The sequence below is a fragment of the Marinifilum flexuosum genome (assembly GCF_003610555.1).
Classification (GTDB): domain Bacteria; phylum Bacteroidota; class Bacteroidia; order Bacteroidales; family Marinifilaceae; genus Marinifilum; species Marinifilum flexuosum.
On record NZ_RAPQ01000008.1, the window covers coordinates 1,989,873 to 2,007,557 of the forward strand.

A 17,685-nucleotide genomic window follows, 5' to 3' on the forward strand; every position below is an offset into this window, starting at 1 on the left:
AAGTTGACCTATATATGAATAACAACTACATCATTATCATGGCCGGGGGAGTAGGCTCCCGTTTCTGGCCTATGAGTACCGAAGAAAAACCAAAGCAATTTTTGGATGTTTTGGGAATAGGAAAGAGCTTATTGCAACAAACGGTGGCTCGTTTTCAAACCATAGCACCTGCTGAAAACATTTTAATTGTTACCTCTGCAAAATACAAGAAACTGGTAGCTGAGCAATGCCCTGAATTGTTAGAGAGCAATATTCTGTTGGAGCCTTGTATGCGTAATACGGCGCCATGTATTGCCTATGCAGCTTATAAGATTAAAGCTTTAAATGCTGATGCTAATATTGTAGTAGCTCCTTCGGATCATTTAATTACCAATGAAGCTGAATTCATTCGAATTATTGAAAATGGTTTGGACTTCACTGCAAATAATGATGCATTGTTGACATTGGGCATTCAGCCACATCGCCCGGAAACAGGTTATGGATACATACAAGCTAATTCAGTTAACAGTGATCAGTCATCAGTTATCAGTAAGAATCCAAATATTGGCTCGGAAGGTGAAGCATATGAAACCATGCCAAATGCAGAGGCCAGTTTCTCCCCTTCAGAGCCTGTCCCGACTATTCGGGAGGAGATTAAGAGGGGTGTTGTTGTAGAAAGCCCTCTTAAAGTAGCTGCCTTCAAAGAAAAACCAAACTTAGAAACCGCTAAAGAATATTTGACTGCAGGCAACTATTTCTGGAACTCAGGCATTTTCTTGTGGTCGTTCAAAAGCATTCTTTCTGCTTTTGAACGTTTCGTGCCAGAGGTGGCAGCTATTTTCCAAAAAGGAGAGGAGTTTTACAATACAGATAAAGAACAAGCCTTTATCGATGAGATGTTTCCTACCTGTACCAATATTTCTATTGACTATGCAGTGATGGAAAAGGCCAATAATATTTTTGTTCAACCAGCAGATTTTGGATGGTCTGATTTGGGTACTTGGGGATCACTTTGGGAAAAACGTGAGAGAAATGAAGCTGGAAATACAGTAGTGGGTGAGAAGGTTCATTTGTTTGATGCGGACAACTGTATAATTAACATGCCTAAAGACAAAAAAGTCGTGATTCAAGGTCTGCAGGATTACATTGTTGTAGAAGACAATGAGGTTTTATTGATTTGTAAAAAAGAAGAGGAGCAGCGCATAAAAGAGTTTCGTGCTTCAATCATAAATGAATAATTTTCGGCGTACCAACCCAACAGCAGTTAGCACTTGCGGGGCCGAATGTATAGCAAAAACCCGAAGAATTTTTTCTTCGGGTTTTGTATTTTATAGGCCTCTTAGGTAATGAATAATATGAAATTATAGTTTTGAAATCGTTTTTTTAATCATGCTGTTCTTTGTGAAACAGTTTCGTTTGTGTTCGTCTGTGGACAAATCTTATCTGCGAAAAACATAACCATTATCAAGATCTGCATCTAATCCTTTTAGACCTTTGTGGATCGCCTTTCTTTCTCCTTTCTCCTTTCTCCTTGGAATTTGTGCTTTGGAGTTTAAATTGAGAGATCCCTCGGCAGGCTCGGGATGACTGCAAGTTTCTCCTTTCGACTATTTGACTATTCGACTCTTCCAGACTCTTTGACTTTAGATTTCTTCCGTCGCATGTGAGCAATCGTCGTTAATAAAAGTTTGTAGTTGCGACGATATTTACATGAACCATATATGCCTTGGGCTACATTCGCTTTGCTCATTTACCCAAGGCTATAAAGATTAAGCCCCTCTGGGGCTTTATTTACAATGACCGTTCCTTTTTGAATAATGAACAATTGATAATGTGTAATGAATACTATAAAAGTACAGTTTTGAAATCATATGGTTCTTTATGAAACAGCTTCATTTTTCTTTGCGTTTTTAATTATTCATAGAATTAGGAGGCTTCGTTTGTGTTCGTCTGTGGACAAAGCTAATCTGCGAAAATCATATCCATCATCAACATCTGCGTCTAATCCTTTGAGATCTTTGTGGATCGTCTTTCTTTCTCCTTTCTCCTTGGAATTTGTGCTTTGGAGTTTAAATTGAGAGATCCCTTGACTAACTCGGGATGACCACTAGTTCGAACTGCCTGCTGAAAGCTGCCTGTTTTCATCTGTGTTTATTTGTGTTCATCTGTGGACAAAATTTATCCGCGAAAATCATATCTATCATCAACATCTGCGTCTAGTTCTTTGAGAACTTTATAAATTACCTTACTTTCTCCTTTCTCCTTTCTCCTTTCTCCTTTCTCCTTTCTCCTTTCTCCTTTCCACCATTCCACTTTTCCAGACTATTCGACTCTTCCAGACTCTTTGACTTTAGATTTCTTCCGTCGCATGTAAACGATCTTCATTTATCAAGGGCTTGTAGTTGCGACGATATTTACATGAACCATATATGCCTTGGGCTACATTCGCTTTGCTCATTTACCCAAGGCTATAAAGATTACGCCCCTCTGGGGCTTTATTTACCAATGATTAATTGCCAATCGCAGGTTAGAGCTGCCTGCTGTAAGCTGAGTACATTTCTTTTGATTCACATAGTCATACCAGTCAAGTTGTCCTACAAAGTCATGCATTCCTATTTTTGCTTCATCCTTTAAACTTTCTCCTTTCTCCTTTTGATTTTCTGACATTCTACTTTTCCAGACTCTTCAAGAATTTTCAACTTTTCACACATTTCGACTATTCAACTGTTTGACTGTTCGACTGTTTGACTGTTCAACTATTGGACTATTCGACTTTTCATTCGACTGTCTCAAGTTCAATCTCCAGCACATTGGTTTCTCCCAGTCGATGAATCAGATCCAAGCTGATGCTTTTGTAGGTAATGGCCTCAACCTTTACGGTATAAGTACCAGGCTCCAGTTTTTTGATTCGAAAACCTCCCTTTTTCCCTTTCACCTCATGATCCAAATCGATGGATTCGATAATCACATGAGCTTGTGGCACTGGTAATTTGGTGCTTTTGTCCAAGATAGAACCTTTTACAGCCAGTGTACTGGAGTTGGGCTTCTCAATTTCCGAGGCTTCCACATAGGTATGATAGAAATCGGGTTCCGCATCCTCAAACATCGATTCCATTACCTTGTCCAACCTTTGCTGAATAATGTGTAGACCATCTGCATGAGCCTCACTTAGGTCTTGTTGGGCAATTTTCTGTTTGCCAATCAAAACCTTTGGTCTTGGTGCCAAGGCTTCGTAGTTGGTAAACAGGGTTTTCAGATCTTCCAAATCCTGGGCTGCAAGGCCAGTTTCGCCAATCGTTTCACCTAATTTTTCCAGGTATTGAATGCTGTATTCAGTTCTACTAATCAAATTTTCATCCGAAAGTCGATTCAGACGGCCTTCACTGCCTTTAAAATTTGGCAATTCTGAGGTAATCTCATTTTTGATACAATAGTTGTACACCAACATATTGCATTTGGAGAGATGCTTGGCCAACTGGCTTTTTACATTTCGTTTGCTTAGGGTAGAGCCTGAGTAATCCTGAGTGAGGATTTCCCAAGACAGCTCAAACTTGTTGAAGCTGGCAAAGAGGGCATCAAAAATTTCCTTCAGTACAGGAATGGCATCAATTTTCGCCTGGTTTTCACTATAGAAGTCTTCCAACCTTCTTTTCATTTCGCGGTAAGTAAAAAATACTCTTTTCATGGTGTTAGTAGTTTTAATGACAAGCACTGCATGGGCAGAAACTTGACAGGTGAATGATAATGCTTATTTACAAGTAATATTTTAGACGATTATGAGTTCGTCAAGTAGGCTATCAATGGATAGTTAAGAGAGATTCAATAGATTAAAGCACCAGCATATAAACTTCTGTGTCATTTCTATTGATTTTCGTGTATTTATAGTGGAAGCTGTATCGTCAACAGATATTTTTGTATCATCCCCACACTTTTCTGTGTCATAAACCGAGGCTGCTGTCATCCCCAGAATTTTTTGTATCTCAAACGTCTTGCTTTGTATCGTCAACAAACATTTTTGTGTTGTCCCCACACTTTTCTGTGTCATAAACCGAGGTTGCTGTATCATCCCCAGAACTTTTTGTGTCATAAACGTCTTGTTCTGTATTGTCAACCAACACGCTTTGTATCATCCCCACACTTTTCTGTGTCATAAACCGAGGCTGCTGTATCATCCCCAGAACTTTTTATGTCATAAACGTCTTGTTCTGTATCGTCAACCAACACACTTTGTATCATCCCCAGAACTTTTTATGTCATAAACGTCTTGTTCTGTATCGTTAACCAACACACTTTGTATCATCCCCACACTTTTCTGTGTCATAAACCGAAGTTGCTGTATCATCCCCAGAACTTTTTGTGTCATAAACGTATTGCTCTCTATCGTCAACCAACACACTTTGTATCATTTCAAAATCTTTCTGTATCACAAACACAGACTTTCATCTCATTCCCGGGTACTTCTCTTGCATTAACAGCAGCATTTCAATCTTTTGCAGTAAATTTAAATATTGGATACATTAAAATTTATTTGTTCATTTAGGGAGACTTTGTTTTTATCCGGTGACTTATTGTTTGTCTACAAATTATTTCATTTATAGCGCTTGTATGAACGAAATAATTAATAAGCCACCGGATACTTTTAGTTTCTTTCAATGGGTGATCTTATGAATCTGCCTGTTTCAAGTAATAAGTTTACGCTATACATCATACTTATTTATAATTCACAAAAACTGTAAAGTACAATACAAGCGTAAATATATGTTTGTGGGATATATTTAGGTTCATTTAAAGAACCTTATAAATGAAATGTCGGTTTCCCGATTAATTTGTAGACAATATAAAGGTAAACAAAATAAATTGATAAAAACAAAAAAAAATATTGGATAATTGAAATAAATTTTAAAATAACTTAATCCGATGGAGAGAATTAAATAATACATAAGGCATTCAAGTGGGATGGCAAACAAAAGGCCTGAGAAATTTCAAGAGCTTTATAATTGTTGTAGGAATACACCTCATCAGCGCAAATCATATTCATCATCAACATCTGTGTTTACACCTTTGAGATCTTTATGAATCTACTTCCTTTCTCCTTTTTCCTTTCTCCTTTCTCCTTTGACCTTGTTTCTTGGGCTTTGGAATTTGTGTTTTGGAATTTACTGCTGATGCTCACTACTTCCTGAACTTTTTTACGATTCTACCTTTCGACTATTCGACTATTCGACTTTTCTACGATTCTACCATTCTACCTTTCTGCTTTTCCAGACTCTTTGACTCTTCCAGACATTACGACTTTAGGCTTCTTCCGTCGCATGTGAACGATCTTTATTAACCAAGGGCATGTAGTTGCGACGACATTTGCATGAATCATATACCTTGGGCTACATTCGCTTTGCTCATTTGCCCAAAGCTATAAAGATTACGCCCCTCTGGGGCTATACTTTGAGTCTTATGGACTCACTTCTTTCTGAACTTTTCTACGATTCTACCTTTCGACTATTCGACTATTCGACTATTCGACTTTTCTACTATTTTACTATTCGACTTTTCTACCTTTTTACTTTTCGTTTTCCTTTAAAAAGAATAAAGCCTCAAAGATGAATTCCTTGAGGCTTTTATTATTGAATATTTATTTCTTTAGAAACAAAAATCCAAAACTTTAGCGGCATTTTCCTGGTCACCATTCTCTAAAAGATCCTGGGCCATTTTAATCAATTGATTGTCTGCCGCTCCATTTTTAATAGCTTCCGCTATTTCCTTTGGCAAGTTTTCCATTGTAGTAAGTGTTTTAAAAAAGTAGTGTTATGCAAATGTATAAAAATAATTTATATTGTCAATCTGTCAAATGTGTCAACTTATATTTTTAATGGTAAAATAATGCCATTTCATTATCGAAAACGTTTGATTCGTCTATAGGTAGTCAAAATGTCTCACAGTCCAGTAGTCGAATTGTCCGACTGTTGAATGGCAGGAAACACTTTCTCCTTTTTCCTTGGGCTTTGGGTTTTGGAATTTACTGCTGATGTTCACTACTTCCTGAACTTTTCTACGATTCTACCTTTCGACTATTCGACTATTCGACTATTCGACTTTTCTACTATTTTACCATTCGACTTTTCCAGACTCTTTCACTCTTCCAGACATTACGACTTTAGGTTTCTTCCGTCGCATGTGAACGATCTTCATTAATCAAAGGAATGTAGTTGCGACGACATTTGCATGAACCATATACTTTCTCCTTTTTCCTTTCTCCTTTCTCCTTTCTCCTTGGGCTTTGGGTTTTGGAATTTACTGCTGATGTTCACTTCTTTCTGAACTTTTCTACGATTCTACCTTTCGACTATTCTACTTTTCCAGACTCTTTGACTCTTCCAGACATTACGACTTTAGGTTTCTTTCGTAGCATGTGAACGATCTTCATTAATCAAAGGAATGTAGTTGCGACGACATTTGCATGAACCATATACCTTGGGCTTCATTCGCTTTGCTCATTTGCCCAAGGCTATAAAGATTACGCCCCTCTGGGGCTATATTTACTAGTGATTAATAGCCAATTGCTGTTAAACCTGCCTGCTGTAAGCTGAATACTTTTCTGTAGAGTCACATGGTCACACAGTCAAATTGTCCTACAAAGTCAAGCATTCCTATTTTTACGTCATCCTTTCTCCTTTCTCCTTTCTCCTTTTGATTTTCTACCTTTCGACTATTCGACTATTCGACTATTCGACTATTCGACTTTTCTGCTATTCGACTTTTCTGCTATTCGACAGCAAGAACAAAAGAGGTACAGCCCTATGTACTTCTTGTAATTATTCATTGCTCATTATTAATTACCAATTGTCATTTCCACTTTTTGCCTTTTTATTATCAAAACTTAAAATTAATATGTTATATTTATGCTTTGATTAAGGTAGGCCCCCTTAAGTTCTTATTCTTAATCAACTCAATTATTACAACTTAAACCCCTTCAAATAAAATTTAACAATGAAGAAACATCGTATTCTTATCGTTGATGACATTCCTGAAAACATAAAAGTTTTACAAGCAATCCTTTCTGATTCTTCTTATGAAATTCAATATGCACTGAATGGTAAAGATGCTTTAATGTTTTGTGTAGCGGATAGTTTTGATTTGATATTGCTGGATATCATGATGCCTGAAATGGATGGATATGAAGTTTGCAAGTATCTTAAATCAAAAGATAAAACCAAGGATATTCCAATCATTTACCTTACTGCTAAGGTAGATAGCGAGGACATTGTAAAAGGATTTGAAACGGGTGCACAGGATTATGTCACAAAGCCATTTAATCCTCAAGAGTTGATTGCTCGTGTAAATACACATCTCGAACTGAAGCATAAGAATGAATCTTTAAAGTTCATGAATTTGCAATTGGAAGAGCGTGTAGCTGCTCGAACCATGGAGTTGCAAGAGACGAATGGTGAATTAAAAGAGGCAAACCTTCAGTTGGCAAAATTGGAAGATGCCAAGAACGATTTCCTTTCTTTAATGTCAACCGAATTGCGTGAACCATTAAATGGGATTGTTGGATTTGCGGATATGTTGGAGTTTTCCATCAAGAACAAAACCAACTTGAAATATGTTCGCTTTATCAAGCAAGCTGTTGAAAAGTTGATTGGCGTTTCGGATATTGCCTTACTACTTTCTGCCTTACGATTCGAACGTTATGAGATGAAAGTGCAAGGATTGCCGGTATATGAAATCGTAAAAAACAGTTCCGATAAACTGAGAGGCCTGATTACCGAACGCAAGGTCAAATTGAAGATTGATATACCTAAAAACTACATCATTCGCGGTGACGAGCGTTTGTTATTGGTTTGCATGGAGAAAATCATTGAGAATGCTATTACCAATGCACCATCGCGTTCCGAAGTATATGTAGGAGCCGAATTGATGGGCCAAAAAATTAAGGTGTTTGTAAAGGATGCGGGAACTCATTTTGCCGCGGGAGAGGTGAATTACACCTTCCGATTCTTCGATTTGGAGAAAAACGAACGTACCGAAGAATTTAAAAGATTTTCACCTGGTTTGGTAGCCGTTAAATTGGTAATGGATCTTCACAAAGCCAAAGTAGATGTTGAAAACCTAAAAGAGGGTGGGGTTTGTGTTTCATTTCTACTTCCTGAGTATTAAAAGTTCTCAATAGTCAAATAGTCACAAAAGTCAAGCAGTCACACAGTTGAATGGTTGACTTTTGACAAATAATATTGGAGAAAAGCACAAATAGGTTTATTTATTATCTAATTGTGCTTTTCTTATTATTTCAGGTATTTCATCATATTATATATGCTTCCTGATAAAAGGCGTGATTTAAATTCTAATTCTCGACTTTGATCTGAAGACATATAATGTAAATCAGATGCCAAATAGCTCATACTTCGTACTTCACCGCAGGAAGCTTTTGCAATGTCTAAGAATCTATAAAACTCTTTATCCGAACTTCTCTCAAATCCTTCTGCGATATTATTCATTATGGATATTGCTGCACGTTGCATTTGATTTGTAAAACTCTTATCATTGATATTATTACAATAGGCATAGACCAATTGAACTAAAGATCTGGCATCTTTCCAGATAAGTAAATCTTCAAACTGTTTAATTGTTGCCATTCTTTAATGATTTTAACTTATTCGACTATTCGACTATTCGACTATTCGACTATTCGACTATTCGACTGTGTGACTGTGTGACTGTGTGACTGTGTGACTGTTTAGACTGATCGACATTTAAATCTTCTTCAAAACCATCTTCGCCTTATCAGCTCTCACCACTGCTTTTTTGTAATTTCTTAAATCATCATATCGTTCCGCCGGTAAATCAAACTTTTTGTATTCTACCTTTCTGATATAAGTCACTTTGTTGCCATCTTGTTTGGCTTCGCTATAGTAGTTGCCAAAATCCGATTCAATTGCTTTCTTCTCTGGAATACTTTCCATTTCATAGCCATCTGGTAGCGTAAACTGTATGCTATCGGTATCGCAATATTCACGCTTATAGTAGATGCCTGTTTTGCGATTCCTAACTTTTTTAGGTGCTTTACTGGTTCTGTTGATCAAATTAAGAGGAATGAATAAGCGATCACCCGATTGGGAAGCATAGTTTCTGATGTCAAGCTCAAGCTTCAATACAGAACTTGGAATTCTAGTTAATTCCTTGGATACTTCATGCTTGTTGATTTTAAAATCAGGAAGCTCCAAGTCGTTATAGATCTTCTTTTTCTGATCTTCAGGGCTTAGGTGAGAAAGTCCAGCCAGATATGAATACTGCAAACCCCGGCACTCTTCTGTAATGTTTGCAGTAGCGGTACCATCTGCATTAATAATGATCTTCCCACTTTTATTTTGGGTATTATCTTCCATTTTATATACTGGTGTTCGAACCAAATGTCCACCGTTTTCATTAATGGCAAGTACTGTTCTGTCATCAGTACTCGAACTTAAAAATCCACACGGACTAAATTTATTGGTACATTCCAGCCAAACCGTATCCTTTTGTAGAGGAACCATTAGTATGATGTGGTTTCCAAAGTTTTTAACGAAAGTGGTATCAAGATCACGTCGTTTATTTGCTGATGTGATAATGGTATAGTAGGATGGGATATCAATTACTTTAAGAAGGGTCTTCATGTAATTCGATAAAGCTTTACAATCACCGTAAGATTTATCCTGAACATCTTGAGCAGGAAATGGCTGCTGGCTTCCAATACCAACCTGAATACTAACATAGCGGGTTTTATTTTGTAAGTATTCATAAAGGGTTTTCACCTTCTCAAATTCGGTCTTGCAATCTTTTACCATTTCTTTTACTTCAGTTATGGTATTTTCATCCAGAACATCTCTCCCTTGGTTTAGTTTAGAGAACCATTTTGCCAATTCGTTCCATGAGCTTGTATTCCCATCAATTTTATCGTACTGAAATTTTGTAGGAGCACAAATTAACAATGGCCCTCGCGTTGAGTAAGGCGAAGCATAGGGTTCATACTTGTATGCTTTTAGATTGCTTGCTTTCCAATAATGAATGGTTTTACCTTTGATATTTTTTACTTCAGGTTCAATTGTAGAACCGTAAAGTTTGTGTTTGAAACAAGATGGATCACTGGTTATAATTTTATAGGTACTTGCTTGTACCGAACATCTGTAACCATCGTAAGGATACCAACCAGCAATGCTTGTGTATTCGTTTAATGTTTGATTGTATGAATATACAATGGTGTAAGGATAATTCTTTTGAACGGTTTCATATTGTTTTACCCTGTTGTCAGAAAACATCGATTCACCAGAAGCACTATAGTCATTAATTTCGGAGGATTTTACCTTCTCGATTAGCATTCCTTCTGCATCATATATCACAATTTGTAAATTGCTTAAAGGCATCGATTTGTCGTAGGAGGCAAGCACCTCAGCATATTCATCGCCAGACTCATTCAGGATGGTTATGGCTCTGTTGTACGAGTATTTTAAATTATAGATCGAATTGATTTCAACAATAGTCTCATCAAGTCTGATTACGGCATCTGCATTTTCTTTTAGTTCTTCTGGTATCTCACTTACAGGAAAAATAGGCATTTTTTTTGCCGATAGTTGATGTGTACATAGAAATGTCAGGAGCAACAAATAAATGTATCGAACTTTCATAGTATTGATTAAGATTTTAAAAATATCATATATTAACAATGAACGGCAAGCAAAGATCAATGGACAGATTTTATAGAAGAGGTAAAACAACTGGTAACCTTCTCCTAAAAGCAGATCGTCGATAAACGATTAGCACTCCATAAATTCTTTGCTCTACTGTTCATCACTTCATTAATAATTCAGCAATTGTAATTATCTATGAGAATTCTACATTCGTTTAAGAACCAACATTTCTGCATGTTTGGCTACAATCAGATTGTAAAATTCTTTTAGGTTAGGATATTCATTAAACAAGAATGTTCGTTTGTTAATTTTAAATCTGCTAACCACCATGATTTTATTCCCATTCTGACTTGCCGAATACATAAATTGACCTGATTTTTCAGGAAGATTGATTCTTGCAGGAGCGGGCTTGCTCTCAAGAGTATATCCATCAGGAACGGTAAGTTCGAGCATGTAAGTTCTGTCGATAGGATATGTGAAATCAACAGGATATTTTCTTTCTTCCAGGGTAAAAGGATTCTCCTCAATTTTATTCACAATAAAAGGGTTGAAATAGATAAGATCATTTACGCTTTCCATTTCTTCCGTCATTTCAACTTCCATTTTTGAAATAACACTTTTTTCAACCTCTTTAAGATTTTTTACTTCAACACTTTCTACATCTATTAACTTGTACGCTTCATCCATGGTTTCACGCAGTTCTTCTTCACTTTTATCTTGAATGGCATCTCTAAATTGTAAAGCAGTAAAACCGTTTAGCGATAAATCCAGATTACCAGAAACTACGCCATCTTCATCAAGCTTTAGTTTTGCAATGGTTGCTGATTTTGAAATACTACTTGACTTAATATCTACAAAGAATGATCCCTGGCTACTAATCAATCTTCCTTTGTCATTGATACAGCGCTCAGGAAGGAGATTACATGGGCAGTTGGCATCGGTAGCATCCAGATAAATTCTGTTTTCACCAACTTTACAACTTGCGATTACATAGTTAAACTTGGATTGACTAGGAGAGAATAAACTCAATAAACCATTACCTCTTGTGCTAAGAATTACCGGGTCAGCCTTAATGCCTAATTTATTTAGCAGAACTACTAACATTAAATTGATATCAGCAACATTTCCTTTTTTTTCTTTAAATGCAGAGCGTAAAGAGGAAGTAGTATATTTACTATAATAATCGTCCCATTTCATATTGGATTTAATGTAATTGAAGGCAGTCAGAATCTTTTCTTCATCCGATTCTGTTTTGCTGGTAATTTCAGCAACCACATCTTTCAAAAATCCACCTGTTTTTAACTGGTGACCAAAACGTTCACTTTCCATTAGCGATTTATTAATCTTATCCCAGTTGCCAGTTAAATCCTTGTAAACACCGTAAAAGTTTTTAGTTCCGGCAATTTCAAATTCAATAGCCGACATGTAATTTTTTCTGGAAGTTGTATAAGGTTCTTTTTTGAAAGCAGGTACATCTTTAATGACGAATCGATATTGATCTATGGTAAAAGTTTTACCACTGTTAAAAGTTCCATTCCCATAATTGTGCTCGTTAATGTCAAAGCTTAAATATCCTTTTGCATTTTTTTTGTAGTCAAAGTATTCAGGTAGGTTAACTCTAAATTCACTCCAAATGGTTGGAATACTGCGTTGAAAATACCAGGGACCGATATTCCAGGGAATATCAGATGTCATTTGATACATGAATTCAACTACAGAACCTGGTTTAACATTCTCACATGCCAATTTATAGGTGTAAACATCGTCAGAAGATTTTTCAAGAATTCTATCTTTGGCGCTAACTTTGGTTTTTACAATTTTTCCATTTTCCAAATTGTAAGTACACGCCTTAACTGATCCTACATTAGATCGGGTTTTATCAAACGAAAATTCAAGATCAGCGTAATCCAGACCTTCATCTTTTAATATTTTTATTCTGATAATTCTTGTGTAATTGTATTGGAAGCCATCGGTGCTCGACATATATGGGATTTCACTTACTCCGTAATCACACAAGTAAACAGCTACGGCTGTGCTGTCTTTTTCATAGGTCTGCATTTTTAGTTCATCAATGCTTACCTTTCCGAATTTAATAGGAGCCTTAGCTGCAAAACTTAAATTATTAATAAAAAGAATTGTTAATCCCAGAACGATAGTTCTAAGAATCGTAAAGTTTTTCATAGATAAATTGGTTTAGTTTACAATCTGGATAATATAGTAAACTAAAACTTAAGAATGAATATATATTAATCTGATTTATTTCAGTTAATTAAAAGTATATTGGAATTGTATTGGTGTGAACTGTCTTTCTATTTGTAATTCAATAATAGCTAATTGTTTCGAACAGGACGGACTGAAGAGTTCAATAGTTGTGTAGATTGTACTGTTTAGTTTGCATACTTTATCTGTAATGATTAATAACTCGCAGTAAATGTCAATTAACCAATCATGATTTAATTCAGGTAATAGAATTATTGTTTACAATTGCAGTGAGACAAAAAGTATTTCTTAAGGTTCTTTTCTTTTAGGAATTGAAGTACCTTTTTGCCATAGGCAGTGAAGTAGCAATGATCTCTCAGGAACTCAAGATTCTTATCGCACCAATATTGTTTTGGTATTTCTGTTGATGTCACAGTTTCCAGTTCCTTTCTTAAAGAAAAACTTCTGGATTCATAATCATCTAAGCTGAGGTGATACATGTCAGCATCGCAAAGAATTTTTTCAAGATCATTTTTAGGTTGAGGAGGATAGTGCGTAGCTAATATGCAGTTGATAACCTTATTAACTTTGGAAGCAGGGTAATGTATTTTGCTTAAGAACTCTTTTGCAATTTTAGTTCCAGCCTTTTCGTGTCCAAAGTAAGTAACCGCATGACCTGCATCGTGAAACCATGCAGCAATAATTACAATTTCCGTATCACTTGCCGAAAGACCTGAATTTTTTGCGATCTCTCTACATGCCTCTACAACCTCTTTGGTATGTTTTAGGTTGTGGTAGCATAGGTTTTCGGGCAAGTCACAAAGTAAATCTGTAACAAACTCTTCAACTTTTAATATGTAGTTTTTACTATTGTACATTTATTGCTTAATTCCGCAGCGAAATAAGTTATGAATGAGCAAACAAAAAAATGTTTTCTATTAAAAGATGTTATTCTTTGTTAATCCGTAAAAAAAAAATGTCGTTTGATAAATAAATTGACATTTTATGAGCTTTGTTTTATAAATCCTGAACGATTTCGTTTAAGAATCTATTTAGTGGATACAATGCTTTAAAGGTATTGTCAATTTCATTTACAAATTGATCAGAATTTACGATTGGATCATCAATCATTTTGGCAACAGCGTAGTGTTTGTAATTAAGTAAGTCGATATGTGTAAATTCTTTTGGAAATCCTCTTGGAGCTGTTTTTAGTTTTTCTCCATACAATTCCGGAAAGTGCTTTTGAAACTCAGGATTCTCAATAATTCCCTTAAATTCTTCAGGGTGATGAAAGATTTCTGTTCGAATGGCTTTTAGAACATTTGAGGCCGGCATATAGCATCCTCCGCCCAGGAAACATTGTTCAGGCTCGATATGGATGTAATAGCCACCATAACGACTCTTTCTTCCATTTTTGGCTATAAAAGCCCCAAAGTTCGTTTTGTAAGGCCTTTTGTCTGTTGAAAAGCGAACGTCTCTGAATATTCTAAACAGGCAATCTTTTGCGCTTAAACCAGAAACACTTGGATCAAAGGTTTTGATTTGTTCGATGCTCAATTCAATGAAAAGTTGAAAATCCTTTTTTGCTAGCTCATACCTTTTTTTGTTGGCATGAAACCATTCTCTATTGTTATTCTCTCTGAGCTCTAAAAGAAAATCAAATACAGATTTTTTAAGCATTTTAATACGGTTTAGAATGTAATTACTTTATGGTCTTCTTGCAGGTATTGGGTTAATGGTTTTCCCATATACTTTACCTCAATACCAATTTCCGAAAGTTTATCCGAAACTTTATACATATCAGCACAAGCCTTACAAGCATATACATTTACTCCCACCTCTTTCATTTTCAGAATGTATTCTTGCAAGTCTTTGTCTTCGCTAAGAAGTTTAGACGATGGTCCCCAAATTATAAAATTTATTTCGTCCCACCATCCGAATTTTGCAGCATTATAGGCATACATGAAAACCATTTTTTCCGCTACTTCTTTATCAGCAGATGTCCAAACTACTGCTAGTTTATTGTCTTGATTCATTTTAATGTTTGAGGATTGGGAAAGACTATTCTTTGCACAACAATTTACAAATGAATTTGTATTGAAAAAAACTGTCAAAACGAAAACCAATAAAATCTTATTCATGGATGATTAAATTTATTTAATAAATCAAAAAAAACAGTTCAAATAAAAAAAAGAGTTATTTAAAAAATGCACTGATTAATTAAATAGGAAAATAGGCATTATATGGATTAAATAAAAATACTTATCAAAAAAGTATAACTTATTTATGGTACTTTCCGTTATAAGGGTGAATAATAAGTAATTTTAAAGTAAAAATCGAATGTGGAAGCTAGTTCGGGTATTAATTCTTCTCATTTTAATTATTCCAGTGATTTCGTGGATTGTATGGAAAAGTGAAAAAGAGATACCAATAAATTTACTTGTAATTGATAAAACAACTCCGGAAAAGAATTTCTCGGAGCACTTGTCTTTTTTCTGGGTAGCTAATCAAAGTAAATGGGTTAAGCCTACCGGAGATGAGTATGATTATGCGAAAGATTTTCTAGGTTTTCATCCTGATGAGAACGGGCAGTATGTAATAAAGGATTTAAAAGTATATGGTAGGGAAAGTAGTGTAAAACTTGCTGATTCATTAGATGTAGTATTTTTTGCGGATACATATGGTATTTACAATTCCAATTGGAAAGATCATCCAGATTATGGCAAAGATACCATCTCACTTTTTTATGGAGGACTGCAGGCCGAGGAATTTAATCTGCTTCGGGAATTAAAAAGAAAGGGAAAAACCATAATTGCCGAATTTAACCTGTTTGCTTCTCCTACATCTCCAGTAATTCGAAAACAAACCGAACAGCTTTTAGGTATAAAATGGAGTGGTTGGGTTGGTAAATATTATCAAACTTTGGATACATTAATGGATTCGGAAATTCCAAAGTGGGTGCCTGATTTATATCGTAAAAATTACAATTCAGAATATCAATTCCGAAAAGGAGGAATTGTTTTGGTTAATAACCAGGAGCAGATTATCATTCTGGAGCAGGACGAACATTTGAATGATAGATTTCCAATTCTAAAATCGTCCCTAAGTACACAATTGGAATACAATGTGCCAGAGAAAGTTTATTATCCGTTTTGGTTCGATATTAATGCAACAGATGAGCGAAACCATATACTGGCAAATTTTGAGATTGACGTGAATGAAAAAGGAAAGCATTTGTTAGATTCTTTAAAAGTGCCTAATAAGTTTCCCGCTATCATAGAGCACGATAAGGATTATCGATTTCTTTATTTTGCTTGTGATTTTTCAGATAATAAAATGGGGATTTACTCCTCCTATTTCCGTGGAATTGAAAATATCAGTGGTGCTTTTTACAGCCCGAATCAAATTAAAGATAGAAAAATGTTCTTTTGGAAATATTATCGACCATTTATGACGACGGTAATGGATAGTATTAGTGCCAGGCAGGAACGCAAAAAGAAATATTTGGATTAAAATTCTTATAGGATATAACTGAAAAAATTAAATATGACTAAACTTTTATCTCTCTTATTAGTGGTTTCTTATGTATTGGTGTGTTCAGTGAATTTGAACGCCCAGGAAATTGATACGCTTCAGTCAAAGAATTTTTCAGATGAATTTAAGGAAGCGCAAGTGCTTGCTTTTGATGGCAATAGGAAAGAGGCCCGAAAACGTTGTTATAAAATACTAAGAGAGCAGCCAAATTTTCATGATGCCAGAATTCTAATTGGAAGAACATTTGCATGGGATAAAAGATATAATGAAGCAAGAAAGGAATTGCAATTGGTCTTAGATAAAGATTACGATAATAAAGATGCAATATCTGCTTTTATTGATTTGGAAAAGTGGTCTGGAGATCTGTCAAAGGCATTGTTTTATTGTGAATACGGACAATCCTTTTATCCCAGAGAGGAAGATTTCTTAATCAAGAAAATTAAAATTCAGCAAGAAAAAGGATTGGATGCCAAATCTTTGCAAACCATAAATGAGCTGTTGGAAATTAATCCTGGAAATGAAGAGGGAATTAAACTTTTTAAGGCTTATAAATCAGCAACAAGAAAGTATGTCTTAACTGTTAAGCATGATTTTGAACATTTCGAGGAACCTTATGTGAGAAGATGGCATGTGAGTTCGTTTCAAGTTTCAAGAAGAAACGCGTGGGGAAGTCTTATAGGGAAGGTAAATATAGGCGATTTGGTAAAGGCAGGAGAAGGCTTGTGGTCAAATGAAATTTCTAAGCAGTTTGAAATTGATGCTTATCCACGTATTTCAGCAAGCAATTATATGTACTTGAATTATGGATACTCTCCAGATAATTTGTTTCCAGAGCATAGAGTAGGAGCTGAGTTTTATCAGAAACTACCTGCAAAATTTGAAGCATCAGCTGGTGTCCGTTTTTTGAGATTTGATGGGAGTGATGGCCACAAAAATGTACACATCTACACAGGTTCGGTTGGAAAGTACTACAGAAATTATTGGTTTTCATTGCGAGGATATTTTACTCCAAAGGATAGTGATGTTTCAAGATCAGTGTTTTTTATTACCAGGAGATATTTGCGAGATGCCAAGCAATATATTGGATTGGAGTTGGGAACGGGAACATCTCCGGATGAAGCAAGAGGAAATGTATCGAATTTTGATACTTATAAATATGATAGTTGGAAAGTTCGATTGGGATATCAAGATCAGTTAATTGATAAAAGGTTAACCTATTTGTTGCGTGTTGGTTATGAAAGAGAGGAGTATGAAGTGAGTGAAAAACGACGTATTCTTACTTTCTCAGTGAAATTGTCATATCAATTGTAAATGT

The 17,685-nt window shown here is 35.5% G+C and carries 17 protein-coding genes; 5 read left to right on the forward strand and 12 right to left on the reverse strand.

Going from position 1 to position 17,685, the window contains the following annotated elements:
* Positions 1 to 14: 14 nt before the first annotated feature.
* On the forward strand, positions 15 to 1,217 hold the full coding sequence (locus BXY64_RS08080; protein ID WP_120239374.1) for a mannose-1-phosphate guanylyltransferase: 1,203 nt from the start codon (positions 15 to 17) through the stop codon (positions 1,215 to 1,217).
* 940 nt (positions 1,218 to 2,157) lie between these two features.
* Here the strand turns inward: BXY64_RS08080 and BXY64_RS21595 are convergent.
* The 6 genes from BXY64_RS21595 to BXY64_RS21340 all read right to left on the reverse strand — a co-directional run bounded on the left by BXY64_RS21595 (position 2,158) and on the right by BXY64_RS21340 (position 5,754).
* Complete coding sequence (locus tag BXY64_RS21595; RefSeq protein ID WP_262706501.1) at positions 2,158 to 2,292, reverse strand: hypothetical protein; 135 nt, start codon at positions 2,290 to 2,292, stop codon at positions 2,158 to 2,160.
* A gap of 186 nt (positions 2,293 to 2,478) precedes the next feature.
* The gene (locus tag BXY64_RS21335; RefSeq protein ID WP_170150610.1) at positions 2,479 to 2,646 is read right to left on the reverse strand and encodes a hypothetical protein; all 168 of its coding nucleotides are present in this window, start codon (positions 2,644 to 2,646) and stop codon (positions 2,479 to 2,481) included.
* A 109-nt stretch (positions 2,647 to 2,755) separates the two neighbouring features.
* Positions 2,756 to 3,664, reverse strand: a complete 909-nt coding sequence (locus BXY64_RS08085; RefSeq protein WP_120239375.1) for a carboxypeptidase-like regulatory domain-containing protein — start codon at positions 3,662 to 3,664, stop codon at positions 2,756 to 2,758.
* A gap of 422 nt (positions 3,665 to 4,086) precedes the next feature.
* On the reverse strand, positions 4,087 to 4,215 hold the full coding sequence (locus tag BXY64_RS21600; RefSeq protein ID WP_262706502.1) for a hypothetical protein: 129 nt from the start codon (positions 4,213 to 4,215) through the stop codon (positions 4,087 to 4,089).
* Between the two features lie 41 nt (positions 4,216 to 4,256).
* Entirely contained in the window at positions 4,257 to 4,406 is a 150-nt protein-coding gene (locus BXY64_RS21410; RefSeq protein ID WP_211334436.1) for a hypothetical protein, read from the reverse strand.
* Between the two features lie 1,210 nt (positions 4,407 to 5,616).
* Positions 5,617 to 5,754, reverse strand: a complete 138-nt coding sequence (locus BXY64_RS21340) for a hypothetical protein (protein WP_157471414.1) — start codon at positions 5,752 to 5,754, stop codon at positions 5,617 to 5,619.
* Positions 5,755 to 5,943: 189 nt separating this feature from the next.
* Between BXY64_RS21340 and BXY64_RS21205 the strand changes: the two genes are divergently transcribed.
* Together BXY64_RS21205 and BXY64_RS21630 are read left to right on the forward strand one after the other, a co-directional pair.
* Positions 5,944 to 6,168, forward strand: a complete 225-nt coding sequence (locus tag BXY64_RS21205) for a hypothetical protein (protein ID WP_147375946.1) — start codon at positions 5,944 to 5,946, stop codon at positions 6,166 to 6,168.
* A 795-nt stretch (positions 6,169 to 6,963) separates the two neighbouring features.
* Positions 6,964 to 8,133 carry a hybrid sensor histidine kinase/response regulator gene (locus tag BXY64_RS21630; RefSeq protein WP_120239377.1) on the forward strand — a complete coding sequence of 390 codons (1,170 nt, stop codon included), beginning with the start codon at positions 6,964 to 6,966 and terminating at the stop codon, positions 8,131 to 8,133.
* Between the two features lie 125 nt (positions 8,134 to 8,258).
* Here BXY64_RS21630 and BXY64_RS08100 read toward each other — a convergent pair whose 3' ends face one another.
* From BXY64_RS08100 to BXY64_RS08125, 6 genes are all read right to left on the reverse strand, one after another.
* The gene (locus tag BXY64_RS08100; protein WP_211334437.1) at positions 8,259 to 8,609 is read right to left on the reverse strand and encodes a four helix bundle protein; all 351 of its coding nucleotides are present in this window, start codon (positions 8,607 to 8,609) and stop codon (positions 8,259 to 8,261) included.
* A gap of 117 nt (positions 8,610 to 8,726) precedes the next feature.
* Entirely contained in the window at positions 8,727 to 10,565 is a 1,839-nt protein-coding gene (locus BXY64_RS08105; RefSeq protein ID WP_170150611.1) for a DUF3857 domain-containing protein, read from the reverse strand.
* A 276-nt stretch (positions 10,566 to 10,841) separates the two neighbouring features.
* The gene (locus tag BXY64_RS08110; protein WP_120239379.1) at positions 10,842 to 12,818 is read right to left on the reverse strand and encodes a DUF3857 domain-containing protein; all 1,977 of its coding nucleotides are present in this window, start codon (positions 12,816 to 12,818) and stop codon (positions 10,842 to 10,844) included.
* 290 nt (positions 12,819 to 13,108) lie between these two features.
* Complete coding sequence (locus tag BXY64_RS08115; protein ID WP_120239380.1) at positions 13,109 to 13,714, reverse strand: HD domain-containing protein; 606 nt, start codon at positions 13,712 to 13,714, stop codon at positions 13,109 to 13,111.
* A gap of 139 nt (positions 13,715 to 13,853) precedes the next feature.
* Positions 13,854 to 14,516, reverse strand: coding sequence for a DUF2461 domain-containing protein (locus tag BXY64_RS08120; protein ID WP_120239381.1), 663 nt, complete (start codon positions 14,514 to 14,516; stop codon positions 13,854 to 13,856).
* An 11-nt stretch (positions 14,517 to 14,527) separates the two neighbouring features.
* The gene (locus BXY64_RS08125) at positions 14,528 to 14,872 is read right to left on the reverse strand and encodes a DsrE family protein (protein ID WP_120239800.1); all 345 of its coding nucleotides are present in this window, start codon (positions 14,870 to 14,872) and stop codon (positions 14,528 to 14,530) included.
* Positions 14,873 to 15,176: 304 nt separating this feature from the next.
* Here BXY64_RS08125 and BXY64_RS08130 point away from each other — a divergent pair, with 304 nt between their 5' ends.
* Complete coding sequence (locus tag BXY64_RS08130) at positions 15,177 to 16,349, forward strand: hypothetical protein (RefSeq protein WP_120239382.1); 1,173 nt, start codon at positions 15,177 to 15,179, stop codon at positions 16,347 to 16,349.
* Positions 16,350 to 16,382: 33 nt separating this feature from the next.
* On the forward strand, positions 16,383 to 17,681 hold the full coding sequence (locus tag BXY64_RS08135; protein ID WP_120239383.1) for a YaiO family outer membrane beta-barrel protein: 1,299 nt from the start codon (positions 16,383 to 16,385) through the stop codon (positions 17,679 to 17,681).
* The last annotated feature ends 4 nt before the right edge of the window (positions 17,682 to 17,685 follow it).